Annotated in this window: 15 protein-coding genes; 9 read left to right on the top strand and 6 right to left on the bottom strand. The window is 75.4% G+C overall.

Annotation, left to right across the window (positions count from 1 at the left end):
• Window positions 1–23 precede the first annotated feature (23 nt).
• Window positions 24–944, bottom strand: coding sequence for a proteasome assembly chaperone family protein (locus tag ACZ6PY_RS25245; RefSeq protein ID WP_466075804.1), 921 nt, complete (start codon window positions 942–944; stop codon window positions 24–26).
• Between the two features lie 390 nt (window positions 945–1,334).
• On the opposite strand from ACZ6PY_RS25245, the gene ACZ6PY_RS25240 reads away from it, so the two are divergent.
• The 3 genes from ACZ6PY_RS25240 to ACZ6PY_RS25230 all read left to right on the top strand — a co-directional run bounded on the left by ACZ6PY_RS25240 (window position 1,335) and on the right by ACZ6PY_RS25230 (window position 3,225).
• Entirely contained in the window at window positions 1,335–2,207 is an 873-nt protein-coding gene (locus ACZ6PY_RS25240; protein WP_466075797.1) for a peptidase M23, read from the top strand.
• Between the two features lie 93 nt (window positions 2,208–2,300).
• Window positions 2,301–2,447 (top strand): hypothetical protein, encoded by a 147-nt coding sequence (locus ACZ6PY_RS25235; RefSeq protein WP_262283711.1) that lies wholly within the window; start codon window positions 2,301–2,303, stop codon window positions 2,445–2,447.
• A 40-nt stretch (window positions 2,448–2,487) separates the two neighbouring features.
• A complete protein-coding gene (locus ACZ6PY_RS25230; RefSeq protein WP_466075792.1) occupies window positions 2,488–3,225 on the top strand; it encodes a hypothetical protein in 738 nt (245 codons plus the stop codon).
• Window positions 3,226–3,276: 51 nt separating this feature from the next.
• On the opposite strand, the gene ACZ6PY_RS25225 is transcribed toward ACZ6PY_RS25230, so the two are convergent.
• A complete protein-coding gene (locus tag ACZ6PY_RS25225) occupies window positions 3,277–4,119 on the bottom strand; it encodes a GDSL-type esterase/lipase family protein (RefSeq protein WP_466075786.1) in 843 nt (280 codons plus the stop codon).
• A gap of 164 nt (window positions 4,120–4,283) precedes the next feature.
• Between ACZ6PY_RS25225 and ACZ6PY_RS25220 the strand changes: the two genes are divergently transcribed.
• From ACZ6PY_RS25220 to ACZ6PY_RS25200, 5 genes are read left to right on the top strand one after another with little or no spacing between them, the layout of a single operon-like run.
• Window positions 4,284–4,547, top strand: a complete 264-nt coding sequence (locus tag ACZ6PY_RS25220) for a DUF6343 family protein (RefSeq protein WP_313721945.1) — start codon at window positions 4,284–4,286, stop codon at window positions 4,545–4,547.
• Window positions 4,548–4,559: 12 nt separating this feature from the next.
• A complete protein-coding gene (locus ACZ6PY_RS25215) occupies window positions 4,560–5,972 on the top strand; it encodes an NADP-dependent succinic semialdehyde dehydrogenase (protein ID WP_466075783.1) in 1,413 nt (470 codons plus the stop codon).
• 41 nt (window positions 5,973–6,013) lie between these two features.
• Entirely contained in the window at window positions 6,014–6,979 is a 966-nt protein-coding gene (locus tag ACZ6PY_RS25210) for a TIGR03885 family FMN-dependent LLM class oxidoreductase (protein ID WP_466075780.1), read from the top strand.
• 37 nt (window positions 6,980–7,016) lie between these two features.
• Window positions 7,017–8,597, top strand: coding sequence for a Na+/H+ antiporter (locus ACZ6PY_RS25205; protein WP_466075777.1), 1,581 nt, complete (start codon window positions 7,017–7,019; stop codon window positions 8,595–8,597).
• Window positions 8,594–8,851, top strand: a complete 258-nt coding sequence (locus tag ACZ6PY_RS25200) for a UBP-type zinc finger domain-containing protein (protein WP_466075774.1) — start codon at window positions 8,594–8,596, stop codon at window positions 8,849–8,851. The genes ACZ6PY_RS25205 and ACZ6PY_RS25200 overlap by 4 nt, the downstream gene beginning before the upstream one ends.
• A 4-nt stretch (window positions 8,852–8,855) precedes the next feature.
• Here the strand turns inward: ACZ6PY_RS25200 and ACZ6PY_RS25195 are convergent, their stop codons facing one another.
• The 3 genes from ACZ6PY_RS25195 to ACZ6PY_RS25185 all read right to left on the bottom strand — a co-directional run bounded on the left by ACZ6PY_RS25195 (window position 8,856) and on the right by ACZ6PY_RS25185 (window position 12,450).
• Window positions 8,856–9,389 (bottom strand): GNAT family N-acetyltransferase, encoded by a 534-nt coding sequence (locus tag ACZ6PY_RS25195; RefSeq protein ID WP_466075771.1) that lies wholly within the window; start codon window positions 9,387–9,389, stop codon window positions 8,856–8,858.
• 67 nt (window positions 9,390–9,456) lie between these two features.
• Window positions 9,457–9,777 (bottom strand): DMT family transporter, encoded by a 321-nt coding sequence (locus ACZ6PY_RS25190; protein WP_466075768.1) that lies wholly within the window; start codon window positions 9,775–9,777, stop codon window positions 9,457–9,459.
• Between the two features lie 63 nt (window positions 9,778–9,840).
• Window positions 9,841–12,450 carry a glycoside hydrolase family 9 protein gene (locus ACZ6PY_RS25185; RefSeq protein ID WP_466075765.1) on the bottom strand — a complete coding sequence of 870 codons (2,610 nt, stop codon included), beginning with the start codon at window positions 12,448–12,450 and terminating at the stop codon, window positions 9,841–9,843.
• Between the two features lie 206 nt (window positions 12,451–12,656).
• Between ACZ6PY_RS25185 and ACZ6PY_RS25180 the strand changes: the two genes are divergently transcribed.
• The gene (locus ACZ6PY_RS25180; protein WP_466075762.1) at window positions 12,657–13,382 is read left to right on the top strand and encodes a PP2C family protein-serine/threonine phosphatase; all 726 of its coding nucleotides are present in this window, start codon (window positions 12,657–12,659) and stop codon (window positions 13,380–13,382) included.
• Window positions 13,383–13,387: 5 nt separating this feature from the next.
• Here ACZ6PY_RS25180 and hrpB read toward each other — a convergent pair whose 3' ends face one another.
• On the bottom strand, window positions 13,388–15,982 hold the full coding sequence (hrpB, locus tag ACZ6PY_RS25175; RefSeq protein ID WP_466075759.1) for an ATP-dependent helicase HrpB: 2,595 nt from the start codon (window positions 15,980–15,982) through the stop codon (window positions 13,388–13,390).
• Window positions 15,983–16,008 lie beyond the last annotated feature (26 nt).

Here is a 16,008-nt window from a genome sequence, read left to right as displayed (position 1 = left end):
TGCCGCCCCGCCCCGGCCGCCGGTCAGCGTTCCGGGGTGTCCCCGGGCCGGGTCTGCTCGGCGAGGAAGCGCTCCAGCTCGGCGCCCAGCTCGTCGGCGGTGGGCAGCGGACCGGTCTCCGGGGCGAGCAGGCTCTTCTCGCCGCGCCCGCGGGCGAACGCGTCGTACTGCTCCTCCAGGGCCTGGACCAGGGTGGCCGCCTCCTCGGTCTGGGCCACCTGGCGGTCGATCTCCACCCGCACCACCTCGGCGGCGGCGCGCAGGCCGTCGCGGGGCAGCAGCAGCCCGGTGCTGCGGGACACCGCGGCGAGCAGCGCCTCGGCGGCGGCCGGGTACTCGGTCTGGGCGACGTAGTGCGGCACGTGCGCGGCGAAGCCGAGGGCGTCGCGACCCCGCTCGCCCAGGCGGTACTCCAGCAGGTGACCCACGCCGGCGGGCACCTGGACCTTCTGGAGCCAGGGCTCGTACCCGGAGATCAGCTCGCGCCGGGTGGCGTGCGCGGTGACGCCGGTGGGCCGGGTGTGCGGGACGGCCATGGGGATCGAGTTGAGCCCGACGGTGAGCCGGACCTCGAGCCGCGCGGACAGCGCGGCCACCGCGGCCACGAAACGTTCCCACTGGACGTCCGGCTCGGGGCCGGTGAGCAGCAGGAACGGGGTCTCGTCGTCGTCGTGCAGCAGGTGCAGCTCCAGCGCGGGGGCCTCGTAGTCGGCCCAGTGGTCCTCGACGAAGGTCATCACCGGCCGGCGGGAGCGGTAGTCGAAGAGCTGATCGACGTCGAAACGGGCGATGGGCCGCGCCTCCAGGGAGGTGAGCAGCTGCTCCCGGGCCAGCCGGGTGGCGCTGCCGGCGTCGACGAAACCGGTGAGGGCCTGGATCAGCACCGGTTGGCCGAGATCGGGCAGATCGTCGGTGAGTTCGTAGAGCTCGTGTGGGTCGAGCACCGGTTCGGACCTTCCTGTCGACGCGTACGGGGTGGGCCGCGCGTACGGGGCACCCCGTTCGGCCAACGTACCGGCCGCCGTGGTCCATTCCGTTACGGGCCGACCGATGATCACAATTCGGCGACGGCACGGGATCGCTCCTCCTCCCGGTCCGGGTGCGGGTCCACCGAAAGGACGAGTTAGTCGATCACTGGGCGGGCCCGGGGAGGCTGCGAGGTTCCTGCCCGGGGCGGTGCGACCCGCGCCACACCGGAGGTTTTCCCGGGTCGCGAGGTCCGTCACGGGCCGGCCCGGGGCGGCGGCGGCTGTCCGGTTTCGCGGGCGCAGAGTGTGGCGAGGGCCACCCGATGGGCCTGGGTGATCCCGGTTTGCCCTGTCTAGCCTCGTCGAATGCGTGACGACGGCACCCTCGACGACCAGTACGGCCTCGACGGCTCGGCTGACCGTTCGGACGATACCCCCTCGACCGATCAGTTGACCGCTTGCGCGGAGGCATCCACTGCCCGCGGTTCCCTGCGTACCCGCTTCACCGCCCTGATGAACCCCCTCGCCGCCCGGCCCGGCCGGACGAAGATGGCCATGGCCACCGGCGCGGTCTGCTGCCTCGGCCTGGTCGGCGGCTTCAGCCAGATCGGCGCCCGCCCGGCCGGTGACACCCCGAACCCCGCAGCCTCGGCCGAGGTCGCCCAGCGCGCGGCCGTCGACGCCGCCTCCCGCGGCCTGACCCGGGAGAGCACCGCCCCGGCCACCCCCGGCGCCGCCCCCTCGGCCAGCCCGTCGGCGACCACGAAGCCGAAGCCCAAGGCGAAGCCCAAGCCGCGCCGGATCGTCCCGGTCGCCGGCCTGGACCAGACCCAGATGAACAACGCCAAGAAGATCGTGCAGGCCGGCCGGGAGATGGGTGTGCCGCGCCGGGGCCTGGTCATCGCGGTGGCCACCGCCATGCAGGAGAGCACCCTGCTCAACTACGCCAGCGCCGTGCTGCCCGAGTCGCAGAACTACCCGCACCAGGCCATCGGCTGGGACCACGACTCGGTCGGGCTGTTCCAGCAGCGGCCGAGCAGCGGCTGGGGCACCGTCGAGGAGCTGATGGACCCGGAGTACGCCACCAAGGCGTTCCTCTCCGCCCTGGAGGAGATCCCCGGCTGGCAGGACCTGCCGCTCACCGTCGCGGCCCAGGCCGTCCAGGTCTCCGCGTTCCCCGACGCGTACGCCCAGCACGAGTGGCGCGCCAACACGGTGGTCAAGGAGATCCTGGGCTGACGCTCCGCCGGGGTTGCCGCAGGGCCGGCCCGGGTACCAGGGACTTGCCGGTCCCGGGTACAACATGAGGGGGGCCGCGGACAGGAGGATGTCATGGCGCTGGTGCAACGACTCACCGCCTTCCTGCGATCGCCCCGCGGTCAGCAGCTGGTCGACCGCGGCCGGCGCGAGCTGGCCAAGCCGGAGAACCAGGCGAAACTCAAGCAGCTCGCCACCCGGTTGTCGTCCCGCCGACGCTGACCGCTCCGCCCCCGCAGCAACGACCCCCGGGAGCCCCCTCGTGACCGACTCCGCCCCCGTCGACGGCGAACCCACCCTCCCCCCGAAGCCGGTCGCGCCGGTGGAGGCGCCCGAGGCGCCTCCGGCCCGGCTCTGGGACCGGATGCGGGACGACCCGCAGTACGCGCCGGAGCACCTGGCCCTGGAGGCGGTGCGCCGGCTCGGGCCGGAGGCGGCGCAGTGGGCCGAGCGGGAGCGGGCGCAGCATCCGGACGTCCCCGCCGACGAGCTGGCCGACCAGGCGGTGCGCAAGTTCGTCAACCACGCCCGGCTCTCCGGCGCGGTCTCCGGCGCGGCCGGGCTGCCCGGCGCGGTGATCGACGTGGGCGTGCTGGCGTGGACCCAGGCCCGGCTCGTGCTGCACGTGGCCGCCGCGTACGGGGTCGATCCGGTCCACCCCGACCGGGCCACCGACCTGCTCGTGCTCCAGCGGGTGCACAAGGTCGCCGAGAGCGCCCGCCTCGCCCTCGGGGTGGCCGCCGGCCGGGAACGGGCCGGCGCGCTGTTCGGCATGGGCGGGCAGCGCCCGCTCGGCCGGGTGATGCTCCAGCTCGGCGTCCGGCTGGCCCGGATGGCCGGGGTGCGCGCCGCCAAGCGGATGTTCGCCAAGGTGATCCCCGGCGCCGCAATCATCCTCGGCACCTGGGCCAACTCGTCCGCCACCCGGGACCTCGCCGACCGGGCCCGTGCCCTCTACCGGGGCGGCCCGCGCCAGCTCCCCGGCCCGCGCCGGCCCTGACCGCCGGGCGCCGGCACCGGCCCGCGGCGGTCGGCGCGGTCCGCCGGCCGGTCAGTCCGCCCAGCCGGCGGCGTCCCACGTGACGTCGGCGAGCCGGTCCTGGCCGGCGGCGTTCGGGTGGAACCAGTCCAGCGCGTTCACCTCGTCCAGGCCGAACCTGGTCCGGTGCACCGCGCCGCCGTCCCAGCGGCAGCGCGACCCGTAGGCGCGGCAGGCGGCGCGCAGCTGCGCGTCGTAGGCGTCGATCCGCTCCCGGAACCGGACCCGGCGGGCGGCCGCGGCCGGCGCGGTCGACGCGGCGTCGGCCAGCAGGGCCGGGCAGACGCCGCGTGACCAGGCCCGCACCGCGCGGGGCTCGGTGTGCCCGAGCTCCCACAGCCGGTGCAGGTCGGGCAGGCTCGCCACCAGCACCCGGGCCTTCGGCCGGCCCCGGCGCAGCACCGCCAGCGCCGCCTCGACCTGCCCCCGGAAGGTGGCCGGTGCGGTCATGTCGTCGATGTCGTTCCGGCAGGCGTCGTTCGCCCCGATCAGCACCGTGACCAGATCGGCCCGGTCGCGTACCGCCGCCCGGGCCTGGTCGGTGAGGCCGGACGCGCGGGCGCCCGGCACCGCCCGGTTGTGGGCCCGCAGCGCCGGGTTGTCCTCGTGCAGCCGCCGGTAGAGGCTGCGCACCCGCAGGCCGTCCCCGCTGGACCAGGAGTTGCGTTCGCAGCTCACCAGCACCAGGCAGGAGCCGAAGCCGCTGGTGATCGAGTCGCCGAGCGCGGTCAGCACCGTCGCCGTGCCCGCGGGCGCGGAGCCCGACGGGCGGGGCGACGCCGAGCCCGAGCCGTCGCAGGCCAGCGCGACCAGCGCCGCGAGGCAGGCCAGCGTCGCGATCCAACGTCGAGGCATACCCTCCCCCGTCCGGCGGCAGAAGCGGCGTGTCGACCCTATGCGCCTCGGCCGTCCGGACGGGGGCACTGTCGCCTTTCCGGCATCGACGATCGTCGTTCACATCGGCGTGTTACGACCGGGGGACCTGGTTAGGCCGGGCCGTGCCGGGGTAGCCCGGGGGAATGACGCGATCACAGCCCCGCCGTGCCCGCGGCACGGTCGGCCACGCGTACAGCGCGCTGAACCTGCGGCTCGCCCTCGCCCTCTTCGGCCTCGTCGTCATGACCGTCTTCGCGGTGCTCGCGTTCGCCGCCGGCGTGACCTGGCTGGGCGTCGTCTGCGCGATCCTCGCCGTGGTGGCCGTGGTCGACCTGGTCGTCATCCAGCGCCGCCGCGCCGCGCGCCGCCGCGAGGAGCCGGGCGTGCGGCACTCGCTGTTCGAGTGACAGGAGTACGACATGCCCATCGCCACCACCAATCCCGCCACCGGACAGGTGCTCAAGACGTACGACCCCATGTCGGACGAGCAGATCGACGCGGCGATCGAGCGCGCCGACCTGGCCTTCCACCAGCTGCACGGCACGACGATCGCCGAGCGCGGCCGGTGGATGATCGCCGCCGCCGACCTGCTGGAGGCCGAGCGGGACGAGACCGCCCGGCTGATGACCACCGAGATGGGCAAGACCTACGCCGCGGCGAAGGCCGAGGTGACCAAGTGCGCCACGGCCTGCCGCTTCTACGCCGACAACGCCCCGAAGATGCTCGCCGACGAGCCCGCCGACGCCGCCGCGGTCAAGGCCAGGCGGGCGTACGTCCGCTACCAGCCGCTCGGCCCGGTGCTGGCCGTCATGCCGTGGAACTTCCCGCTCTGGCAGGTGATGCGGTTCGCCGCGCCGGCCCTCATGGCCGGCAACACCGGGCTGCTCAAGCACGCCTCCAACGTCCCGCAGACCGCTCTCTACCTGGAGGAGCTGTTCCGCCGGGCCGGCTTCCCGGAGGGCGCCTTCACCACCCTGCTCGTCGGCTCCGAGAAGGTGGACCGGATCCTCAGCGACCCCCGGGTCCGGGCCGCCACGCTCACCGGCAGCGAGGGCGCCGGCCGCTCGATCGCCCAGATCGCCGGCCGGGAGCTCAAGAAGACCGTGCTGGAGCTGGGCGGCAGCGACCCGTTCGTGGTGATGCCCTCGGCCGACCTGGACAAGGCGGCGGAGGTGGCCACCACGGCCCGCTGCCAGAACAACGGCCAGTCCTGCATCGCCGCCAAGCGGTTCATCGTGCACACCGACGTCTTCGACGCCTTCGCCGAGAAGTTCGCCGCCCGGATGTCGGCGCTGCGGGTCGGCGACCCGATGGACGAGAACACCGACGTCGGCCCACTGGCCAGCGAGGGCGGCCGGGACGAGATCCACGCCCAGGTGCAGGACGCGGTCGACAACGGCGCCACCGTGCTGTGCGGCGGCGAGAAGCCGTCCGGCGACGGCTGGTACTACCCGCCGACCGTGGTCACCGACCTGCGGCCGGGGATGCGCATGTGGTCCGAGGAGGTGTTCGGGCCGGTCGCCGGCCTCTACCGGGCCGACTCCTACGAGGAGGCAATCGAGATCGCCAACGGCACCAACTTCGGCCTCGGCTCCAACGCGTGGACCGACGACCCGGCCGAGCAGGAGCGCTTCGCCGTGGACCTGGACGCCGGCAACGTCTTCATCAACGGCATGACCACGTCCTACCCGGAGCTGCCCTTCGGCGGGGTGCGGAACTCCGGGTACGGGCGCGAGCTGTCCGCCGTGGGCATGCGGGAGTTCTGCAACACCAAGACCGTCTGGGTCGGCGAGGGGGAGGCCGGCGCCGGGGCCGGGGCGCACTCGGAGTAGTCGCGATTGACCGGACGCCGTCATGGGTAGGAGGTGCGCCCATGACGGTGTTCGGCTTCCACGCGTCCCACGAGCAGATCCACCCGGCAGAGCTGCTGACGGCGGTGATCCACGCCGAGCGGGCCGGCTTCGACGCCGCCATGTCCTCGGACCACTTCTCGCCGTGGAGCGCCCGGCAGGGCCACTCCGGCTTCGCCTGGTCCTGGCTCGGCGCCGCGCTCCAGGCCACCCACCTGCCGTTCGGCGTGGTCAACGCGCCCGGCCAGCGCTACCACCCGGCCGTGATCGCGCAGGCCATCGGCACCCTGGCCGCCATGTACCCGGGCCGGTTCTGGGCCGCGCTCGGCACCGGCGAGGCGAGCAACGAGCACATCACCGGCACCGGCTGGCCGCGCAAGGACGTCCGCGCCGCCCGGCTGCGCGAGTGCGTGGACGTGATCCGGGCGCTCCTCGCCGGCGAGGAGGTCAGCCACGACGGCCTGGTCACCGTGGACCGGGCGAGGCTGTGGACCCGGCCCGAGCAGCCGCCCGCGCTCATCGGCGCGGCGGTCAGCGTCGAGACCGCCCGCTGGTGCGCCGAGTGGGCCGACGGGCTGATCACCGTCAACGCGCCGGTGGCGCACCTGCGGCGCATGATCGACGCCTACCGGGACGCCGGTGGGCGCGGGCCGCTGCACCTCCAGGTGCACGTGAGCTGGGCGCCCGAGCAGGCCGAGGCCGAGGCGATCGCGTACGACCAGTGGCGCAGCAACGTCTTCGCCCCGCCGGTCTGCTGGGACCTGGAACTGGCCGACCACTTCGACGCGGTCAGCGCGGACGTGCCGATGGAGCGGGTCACCTCGGTGGTCAACGTCTCCGCCGACCCGGGCCGGCACGTCGGCTGGCTGGAGGAGTACCTCGCCCTGGGCTTCGACCAGATCGCCCTGCACCACGTCGGGCAGGAGCAGCGCGCCTTCATCGACACGTTCGGGGCCGAGGTGCTGCCGAAGCTCCGTACTGCCTCGTGATCACGTCGGGGCCGCCGGCCGCCTAGGCTCGTACCCCATGGAAGCTCTGATCGAGGTCGTGGCGTTTCTGGCGATCGCGACCTTCGGCGCGGCGCTGGCCCGGCGACTCGGCCTGCTGGCGCCGATCCTGCTGGTCGTGCTCGGCCTCGTGCTGTCCTTCGTGCCGGGCTTCCCGCAGGTCCGCCTCGACCCGGAACTGGTGCTGGTGGGCATCCTGCCGCCGCTGCTCTACGTGGCGGCGCTGAAGACGTCGGTGCCGGCGTTCCGGCTCAACCTCCGGCCGATCCTGCTGCTCGCCGTCGGGCTGGTGCTCTTCACCGCGTTCGTGGTGGGCACCGTCGTCCATCTGATCCTGCCCGGCGTCCCGTACGCGATCTGCCTGGCGCTCGGCGCGGTCGTGGCGCCGCCCGACGCGGTCGCCGCCACGGCGGTGGCCCGGCGGGTGGGCCTGCCCCGGCGGATCGTGACGATCCTCGAGGGGGAGAGCCTGGTCAACGACGCCACGGCGCTGGTGCTGCTGCGGGTGGCGGTGGCCGCGGCCACCGCGGCCGGCGGTCACGTCGGGGTCGGCGCGGTGGCCTGGGAGGTGCTGGTCTCCGCCGGCGGCGGCGTCCTCGTCGGGCTGCTCGGCGTGGTGCTCTTCGGCTCCCTGCACAAGCGCATCACCGACCCGGTGCTGGACAACGCGCTGTCGCTGATCGTGCCGTTCGCGGTGGTCTTCGCCGCCGAGGAGATCCACGCCTCCGGGGTGGTCGCTGTGGTGGTCACCGGGCTGGGCATCGGGCACAAGCAGCCGCTGCTGATGTCCGCCGCCTCCCGGCTCCAGGTGGGGGCGTTCTGGCGGCTGATCCAGTTCCTGCTGGAAGGGCTGGTCTTCCTGCTGGTCGGCCTGCAACTGCCCGAGGTGCTCCGGGACCTGGACGAGCCGGTCGGCCGGCTGGTCGGGGTCACCGCCGCGGTGCTGGCCGCCGTCGTGCTGGCCCGCTTCGTCTGGCTGGTCCCGGCCACCTACCTGGCCCGGCTGGTGCCCCAGGCCCGCCGCCGGGACGCGCCGACCCCGGTGCAGGTGCCCTTCGTCATCGGCTGGGCCGGGATGCGCGGCGTGGTCACCCTCGCCGCCGCGCTCGCGCTGCCGCTCACCCTGGCCGACGACCGGGCGTACCCGCGGCAGCTGTTCATCTGGCTCGCGTTCGCGGTGATCGTGGTGACCCTGGTCGGGCAGGGCGCCACCCTGCCGGCCGTGGCGCGGGCGGCGAAACTGCCGCCGGACGACCCGGTGCAGGACGCCCTCTCCGCCGCCGCCGTGCAGCAGCAGGCCAGCCGGGCCGCCCGGGACCGGCTGGAGGAACTGGCCGGCGGGGCGCCGGACGCCGTGGTCGAGCGGCTGCGCGGGCTGGTGCAGAGCCGCACCAACCTGGCGTGGGAACGGCTCGGGGGCGACACGCGGGAGACCCCCTCGCGGGCGTACGGTCGACTGCGGCAGGAGATGATCGACGCGGAGCGGGAGGTGTTCCGGGCCGCCCGCGACTCCGGGAGGATCCCGGAGGAGGTGCTGGTCCGCGCCTACCGCGACCTGGACCTGGAGGAGTCGTTGCTGCGACAGGAGGCCGACGAGTGAGCTGCCAGCACCTGACCGAGGCGGGCGACGCCGAGCCGACGACCACGACCGAGTGCCCCGACTGCGTGGCCATCGGCAACGACGACTGGGTGCACCTGCGGGCCTGCCTGACCTGCGGGCACGTGGGCTGTTGCGACTCCTCGCCCTACCAGCACGCCACGAAGCACTTCGAGTCGAGCGGGCACCCGGTGATGCGCTCGATCCAGCCCGGTGAGACCTGGCGGTGGTGCTTCGTCGACGAGGAGATCGGCTGACCGCTCAGCCGAGGCGGCGTTCCAGCACCTGCCCGGGCCACGGCGGCCGGCCCGGGCGCTCGACGGTGAACCGGTCGGTGGCGGTGAAGCCGCAGCCCTCGTAGAACCGGACCAGCGCCCGGTCGTCCCCGCCGTAGCAGTCCACCCGGAGCAGCCCCAGGCCACGCTCCCGGGCCAGCTCCGCCGCGTACGCGAGCAGCCGCGCCCCGATCCCGTGGCCCGCGTACGCCCGGTCGGTGACCAGCAGGTTGACGAACAGCTCCGGTTCGGTGGCCGGCGGCACGTACGCGGTGGCCGACCCCACCACCAGCGCGCCCACCGCGACGTCGCCGAGCAGGGCCAGGTACAGCCCGCCGCCGCCCGTCCACGCGTCGGCCTGCGCGATCCGGCGCGGGTCGGTCGAGGCCGGCTCGGCGCCCCACTGGCCGGTCCGGCCGCGCGCCGCCAGCCAGGCGGTGGCACTGTCCAGCAGGCGCAGCACGGTGGCGGCGTCGGCCGGTCCGCCCGGGCGGATCGCGATGGTCTGCTGGTCCGTCATGCCGCCATGCTGCTACACGGGCGCGGCCGCGCCGGTCAAGGGGGCGTACGTTCCGCCGGATCCGGTGTCAGTGGGCGCCGCCGAGGTTGAGCACGACCACCCCGGCGATGACCAGGCCGGCGCCGACCACCTTGGCCAGGCTGAGCGGCTCGCCCAGGAAGGCCGCGCCGATCGCCATGATCGCCGCGGTGCCGAGCCCGGACCAGACCGCGTACGCGACACCGACCGGGATGTCCCGGACCGTCAGGGAGAGCAGCCCGAACGACGACAGGTACGCGACCGCGACGCCGAGCGTGGGCCAGAGCCGGGTGAAGCCGTCGGTCGCCTTGAGCAGGCTGGTGCCGATCACCTCGGCGGTGATCGCGCCGAGCAGGAAGAGGTAGGCCATGCCCCCATGATCACGCCTGCCCGGCGGTGGTGGCCCCCCGTCGCCGGGAGGCCACCGCGCCGGTCAGGAGACGGTGCAGGCGGCGCCGTTCAGGGTGATCAGGTTCGGGTTGGGGTTCGGGCCGCCGGACGTGGAGCCCTTCAACCCGAAGGTGACCGTGCCGCCGGGGGCGATCCTCGCGTTCCACGACTCGTTCCTCGCGGTGACCGTGGCGCCGGACTGGCTGACCTTCGCCGACCAGTAGCCGCTCACCTTCTGGTCGCCGGTGAAGGCCCACCGCACGCTCCACCCGTTCACCGCCGAGCCGCCGGTGTTCTTCACCGTGACCTGGGTGGTGAAGCCGTCCGGCCAGCTGCCGTGGGTGGTGTACGCGACCGCGCAGGCCGGCGCCGGCACGGCCGCCGCGTCGCCCTGGTCGGCGAGGAACGACGCCAGCCAGGCCAGCGCCGAGTTCCAGTTGATCGCCACCTCGTTCGTCGCGTACGAGTTGATGTCGTCGACGTAGCAGAACATCGGCGCGCAGCCGGCGAGCAGGTTTGCCGCGTACGGGTCCTGGAGGGCGGCGTTCGGGCCCCCGGCCAGCGAACCGGCCGGCGGGTTCGGCAGGTCCGGGTCGAGCTGGTGGGCGAAGATCCGGCTGTGCTGGTTGCGCGCGTGCTGCTCGCCCCAGCCGGTCACGTAGGACATGTTCAGCGCGTTGCGGCCGAGGAGATAGTCGGCGCTCTGCACGGCCCCGTCCCGGTACTTCGCGTCCCGGCTCAGGTCGAACGCGGTGGCCAGCACGACCGCGTTGTTGACGACGTTGCTGTTGCTGCCCCAGACGTACGCGTCGGCGGCGCCGGGCAGCGGCAGCCCGTACGCCTGGTCCCGCAGGGTGGCCAGGTAGCGGTCGGCCGCCGCGGTGACCGAGGCGCGGATCCGGGTCCGCTCGGCGGCCGGCAGGCCGTTGGGCACGGTGGCCAGGTCGAGCCGGCCCAGCGCGGCCACGCTCTGCCAGCCGAACGCCCCGCCGGCGGCGAAGACGTCGGCCGTGTGCAGCGGCGAGGCCGTGAGGTCGGTCAGGTACGCCGACGCGCCGGTGGTCAGCCACAGCTCGACGGCCGCCCAGTAGAACTCGTCGGTCACGTTCGTGTCGTCGTAGGCGCCGCCGCCGGTGCCGTCGGCGGCCGAGGCGTAGACCGCCGGGTGGGCCTTGGCCGCGGCGTACGCGGTCTTCGCGGCGGCGCCGCAGCGGGCCGCGAACGCGGCGTCGTACGGCGCGTAGAGGCGGGCGCACTGGGCGGCCACCGCGGCCAGGTTGAGCGTGGCGGCGGTGGACGGCGGGTGCAGCTCGCGGGGCTGCGGGTCGTCCTGCGGGGCGAGCGGCAGCCCGGTCCAGTTCCGGTCGTGGATCTTGTGGTGGACCATTCCGGCCAGCGGCTGGCCGGCCGGCACCTGCATGCGCAGCAGGAACTCCAGTTCCCAGCGGGCCTCGTCGAGGATGTCCGGGACGTGGTTGCCCCGCTCGGGCACCCGCAGGGTGGCGTCGCCCAGCGCGGTCCCGCCGCCGGCGCTCTCGGCGGTCCTGGTGCGTTCGAAGGCGTTGAGCAGCTGGTAGGTGGCGATGCCGCCGTTGACCACGTACTTGCCGTGGTCGCCGGCGTCGTACCAGCCGCCGCGCACGTCGAGGGAGTAGTCGCAGACGCCCGGCTGGCAGGGCACGTCGGTGTCGCCCTGGTTGGGCGCCACGCCGAGGTGGCCGGCCGGGCGGGCGTAGGCGGCGCCGATCAGGTCGCCGTCGATCGGGGCGCCGCTGCGCTGGGCGTAGAAGAACTGGAGCGAGTCGGCGCGCAGCCGGTCGTAGAGGGTGCCGGAGATGTCGAACGGGTGGCTGGTCTCGCCGTCGACGACCAGGGTGTAGCCGGTGCCCGGGGTGCGGTACGCCGAGAAGTCGACGGTCTGCACCCGCTGCCCCGACGCCGGGTCGACGCCGCGCGGGGTGGCGGTCCCGTCCGCCACCACGGTCCCGGCGGCTGAGCGGAGCTGCCAGGGCAGCGCCTCGGCGGCCTCGGTGACCACCGTCGCGTTCTTCGGCCCGCCGGGCAGGTAGCCCACCTGGTTGACCCGTACCCGCGGCCCGGTGTCCGGCTCGTACGGCGGTGCGGCCTCGCCGCCGCGCAGCGAGACGTCGTCCAGGCAGAACGTCTGCGCCTCGGCGCTCCCGCCGACCTGGAAGATCAGTTGGGCGCCGGCGTTGTCGGCCGGGGCGGTGAACGTCGTGGTGACGTGCCGGGCGGCGGCGGTCGCGGTGGCATCGACGCTCGCGTACGTGGTGTAGGGGGCGCTGCCGAGCTGGAGCACCGCCCGCAGGGCGGCCCCGGGGGTGGCGGAGACGTCGAAGGAGAGCTCGTACTCGGCGCCGGCGATCAGCGGCACGGCGTCCTGCCCGATGCCGGCGTCCCAGGGGTTCGCCAGGCCGCCGGCGACGGTGGTGCAGAGCCGGCCGTCGGTCACACCGAGGTCGCCGGTGCCGTAGGAGAACCAGGGGGACGTGCCGGCGCTGAAGTCGCCGTTGCGCAGCTGTTCGGGGGCGTCCGGCGGCACCTCGGCGCGGGCCGTGCCGGCGGTGCCGCCGGTGAGCGCCAGGGTGGTGGCCGCGGCGAGGGCGGCGAGCCGTCGTCGGGGTGGGGTCACGGAGGTTCCTTCCGTGCGCAGGGGGACGGGTCGGAGCTGGGAGCGCTCCCAATACCAGCCAGATGTTTCCAGCGCGTTCCCCCGCTGTCAATCGATCCGACCCGATGGCCGGCGCGCCGCCGCGGACAGTGAGATTCACCGCGCCACGTAGCATGGTCCTGATCTCCTAGAGACAACCGAGCCCTACAACTGGCAGGCTGCGTCCCATGACCCTGAAGCTTCGTTCCGTCGGGGCGAGCGACCGTGGGCTGATCCGCAGTGGCAACCAGGACGCCCAGCACGCCGGCAACTGGCTGGTCGCCGTGGCCGACGGCATGGGCGGCATGGCCGCCGGTGACCTGGCCAGCCGCATCGCGATGGACGCGTTCGCGCCGCTGGACGTGGAGACCCCGGAGGACGCTCTGGTCGCCGCCCTCCAGGGCGGCATCGAGCTGGCCACCGCGCGGATCCGGCAGGCGGTCGAGGAGGACCCGGAACGCCAGGGCATGGGCACGACCCTCACGGCGCTGCTGTTCGCCCGCACCGGCAGCTGCCTGGCGCTGGCCCACGTCGGCGACTCCCGGGCCTACCTGTTCCGGGAGGGCGTGCTGAAGCAGGTCACCCGGGACGACACCTTCGTGCAGATGCTCGTCGACCAGGGCGTGATCACCGCCGAGCAGGCGAGCAGCCACCCCCGCCGTGCCGTGGTCACCCAGGCGTTGCAGGGCGACGAGGTCTCCCCGACCTACGCGACGATGGTGCCCTGGGCCGGCGACCGCTGGTTGCTGTGCAGCGACGGGCTCTCCAACGTGGTCCGCCCCGACACCCTCGCCGAGGTGCTCGGCGGCTACCCGGAGCGGGAGGCGTGCGCGGCCAAGCTGATCGACCTGGCGCTGCGGGCTGGCGGCCCGGACAACGTCACCGTGGTGATCGCCGACGTGGTCGAGGAGTAGCCGGGTCAGCGCCGGCGCGGGCTGGCGCGGCGGGTCGGCTCGGCGCTGGTCGGGTCGTCCGGCCACGGGTGGCGGGGATAGCGCCCGCGCAGCTCCGCCCGCACCTGCGGATAGCCGGTCCGCCAGAACGAGGCCAGGTCCGCGGTGACCGCCACCGGCCGGCCGGCGGGGGAGAGCAGGTGCAGCAGCACCGGCACCCGGCCGTCGGCGATCCGGGGTGCGGCCGCCCAGCCGAACGTCTCCTGGAGCTTCACCGCCAGCACCGGGGCGGCCGGGTCGGCGTAGTCCAGCCGGATCCGCGATCCGCTCGGCACCGGGAGCCGCTCGGGCGCCACCTCGTCCAGCCGGGCCGCCTGCCGCCAGTCCAGCAGCCGGCGCAGCGCCGCCGCCACGTCGATCCGGGCCAGGTCGGCCCGGCGGCGCGCGCGGGACAGCTCCGGGCCCAGCCAGGCCGGTGCGGCGGCGAGCAGCGCGGTGTCGGAGACGTCCGGCCACTCCTCGCCGAGCGCCTGCCGGCAGAAGGCCAGCCGCCGGCGCAGGGCCGTGGCCTCGGGCGTCCAGGTGAGCAGGGTCAGGCCCTCCTGGCGCAGCCCGGCGAGCACCGCCTCGGTGAGCCGCGCCGGCTCGGGCGCGGCGAGGGGCCGGTCGACCAGCTCGATGGCGCCGAGCCGGACCACCTCCCGGGCCACCACGTCCCCGCCGGACCAGCCGACCTCGCGGTCGGCACGCAGCAGCGGCCCGCCGGCCTCCCGGGCGGTCGCCTCGTCGACCGGGGTGGCCAGCCGTACCCGGGCGGTCGGCGCGCCGGGGGAGCGGTCGGCCACGGCGATCGCCAGCCACGCCGACCCCGCCAGGCCCGAGCCGGCGGCCAGCTCCGCGGCGGTCCCGCCGGCCATCAGGTACGCGGACCCCCCGGCCCGCCGCGCCCGCGCCAACCGCTCCGGGTACGCCAGCCCCACCAGCAGCCCCGCCGCCAGGTCGTCGGGCAGGCGGTCCCGTCCGGAGCGCCCCGGCGGCCGGTCGGCGGGCAGGTCGGGTCCGGCGCGCCCGGGGGTCCGGTCACGGGGCAGGCGGTCCCGCCCGGAGGCCGCGCCGCCGGGCAGGGCGGTGCGCAGGCGGCGTACCTCGGCCCGCCAGCGGGCGGTGGCGGCCGGGTCGGCGCCGGTGCGCAGCCGGCGCCAGAGCGCCGTGAGGTCGTCCCCGGCGCCGCCGAGCGTCTCCTCGGCGAGCAGCGCGACCACCTCGGCCGCCCGGTCGGCGCCGACCCGCTCCGCGCCGTCGAGCAGCGCGCGGGCCAGCCGGGGATGCGCTCCGGCGGCCGCGATGGCCCGCCCGCGCGCGGTGATCCGGCCGTCGGCGTCGACCGCGCCGAGCGTGGTCAGCGTGTCCCGGGCGACGGCCAGGGCGGCGGGCGGCGGGGGATCGGGCAGGGCCAGGCCGGTGCCGTCCGGGGTGCCCCAGGCGGCCAGCTCCAGGGCGAACCCGGTCAGGTCGGCGGAGGCGATCTCCGGCTCGGGCTGCGGCGCGAGCCGGGCGTGGGTCGCCTCCGACCAGCACCGGTAGACCGCGCCCGGCGCCTCCCGCCCGGCCCGGCCGGCCCGCTGGGTGGCGGCCGCCCGGGACACCGGCACGGTGACCAGGGCGCCCAGCCCGCGGGCCAGGTCGGTGCGGGCCACCCGGCTCAGCCCGGCGTCCACCACGACGCGGACCCCGGGCACGGTCAGGCTGCTCTCCGCCACGGCGGTGGCCAGCACCACCCGGCGCCGGCCGGGCAGCGGCGCGAGCGCGGCGTCCTGCGCGGCGCCCGGGAGCCGGCCGTGCAGGGGCAGCACGGCGACCGCGTCCCGCAGGTCGGCCAGGCGGCCCGCGACGGCGGCGATCTCGCCGGCGCCGGGCAGGAACACCAGCACGTCCCCGGCCCGCTCGCGCAGCGCGCGGCGCACCGTCGCCGCGACGTGGTCCAGCAGCGCCGGGTCGACCCGCCCCGCGCCGGGGGCGGCGACCGGGCGCGACGGTGGCGTCCAGATCCGGTCCACCGGGTGCAGGGCGGCCTCGGCCCGGATCACCGGCGCGGGAGCGGCCCCGCCGAGCAGCGCGGCGAACCGGTCCGCCCGCGGAGTGGCCGACATGGCCAGCAGCCGCAGGTCCGGCCGGAGCGTGCCGCGGGCCTCCACGGTGAACGCCAGCGCCAGGTCGGCGTCGAGCTGCCGCTCGTGGCACTCGTCGAGCAGCACGGCGTCGACCCCGGGCAGCTCCGGGTCGTGGTGCAGCCGGCGGACCAGCAGGCCGGTGGTGACCACCTCGACCCGGGTCCGCGGACCGACCCGGCGCTCGCCGCGCACCGCGTACCCGATCCGGTCGCCGACCCGCTCGCCGAGCACGGCGGCCATCCGGTGCGCGGCGGCCCGGGCGGCCACCCGGCGGGGCTGGGCGATCACCACCCGGCCGGGAACCTCGTCGGCCACCGCGAGCGGCGCCAGGGTCGTCTTGCCGGTCCCGGGAGGCGCCACCAGGACCGCCGCGCCGGCCGCGTCCAGCGCCTCGACCAGCGCCGGCAGGACCGGCCGGACCGGCAGGTCCAGGGAGACGTCGGAGAGCACGGACCCACTCTCGCACCCCCGGCCGG

This window comes from Micromonospora sp. NPDC048907, from assembly GCF_055586885.1.
The sequence above is the reverse complement of the archived record's forward strand: the minus strand, read 5'-3'. Positions and strand labels throughout refer to the sequence as shown.

Bases quoted from the DNA above. Each gene is read 5' to 3' on its own strand.
- ACZ6PY_RS25240 (WP_466075797.1), top strand. From the start codon at position 1,335: ATGCGTGACGACGGCACCCTCGACGACCAGTACGGCCTCGACGGCTCG.
- ACZ6PY_RS25235 (WP_262283711.1), top strand. From the start codon at position 2,301: ATGGCGCTGGTGCAACGACTCACCGCCTTCCTGCGATCGCCCCGCGGT.
- ACZ6PY_RS25225 (WP_466075786.1), bottom strand. From the start codon at position 4,119: ATGCCTCGACGTTGGATCGCGACGCTGGCCTGCCTCGCGGCGCTGGTC.
- ACZ6PY_RS25220 (WP_313721945.1), top strand. From the start codon at position 4,284: ATGACGCGATCACAGCCCCGCCGTGCCCGCGGCACGGTCGGCCACGCG.
- ACZ6PY_RS25215 (WP_466075783.1), top strand. From the start codon at position 4,560: ATGCCCATCGCCACCACCAATCCCGCCACCGGACAGGTGCTCAAGACG.
- ACZ6PY_RS25210 (WP_466075780.1), top strand. From the start codon at position 6,014: ATGACGGTGTTCGGCTTCCACGCGTCCCACGAGCAGATCCACCCGGCA.
- ACZ6PY_RS25205 (WP_466075777.1), top strand. From the start codon at position 7,017: ATGGAAGCTCTGATCGAGGTCGTGGCGTTTCTGGCGATCGCGACCTTC.
- ACZ6PY_RS25195 (WP_466075771.1), bottom strand. From the start codon at position 9,389: ATGACGGACCAGCAGACCATCGCGATCCGCCCGGGCGGACCGGCCGAC.
- ACZ6PY_RS25190 (WP_466075768.1), bottom strand. From the start codon at position 9,777: ATGGCCTACCTCTTCCTGCTCGGCGCGATCACCGCCGAGGTGATCGGC.
- ACZ6PY_RS25180 (WP_466075762.1), top strand. From the start codon at position 12,657: ATGACCCTGAAGCTTCGTTCCGTCGGGGCGAGCGACCGTGGGCTGATC.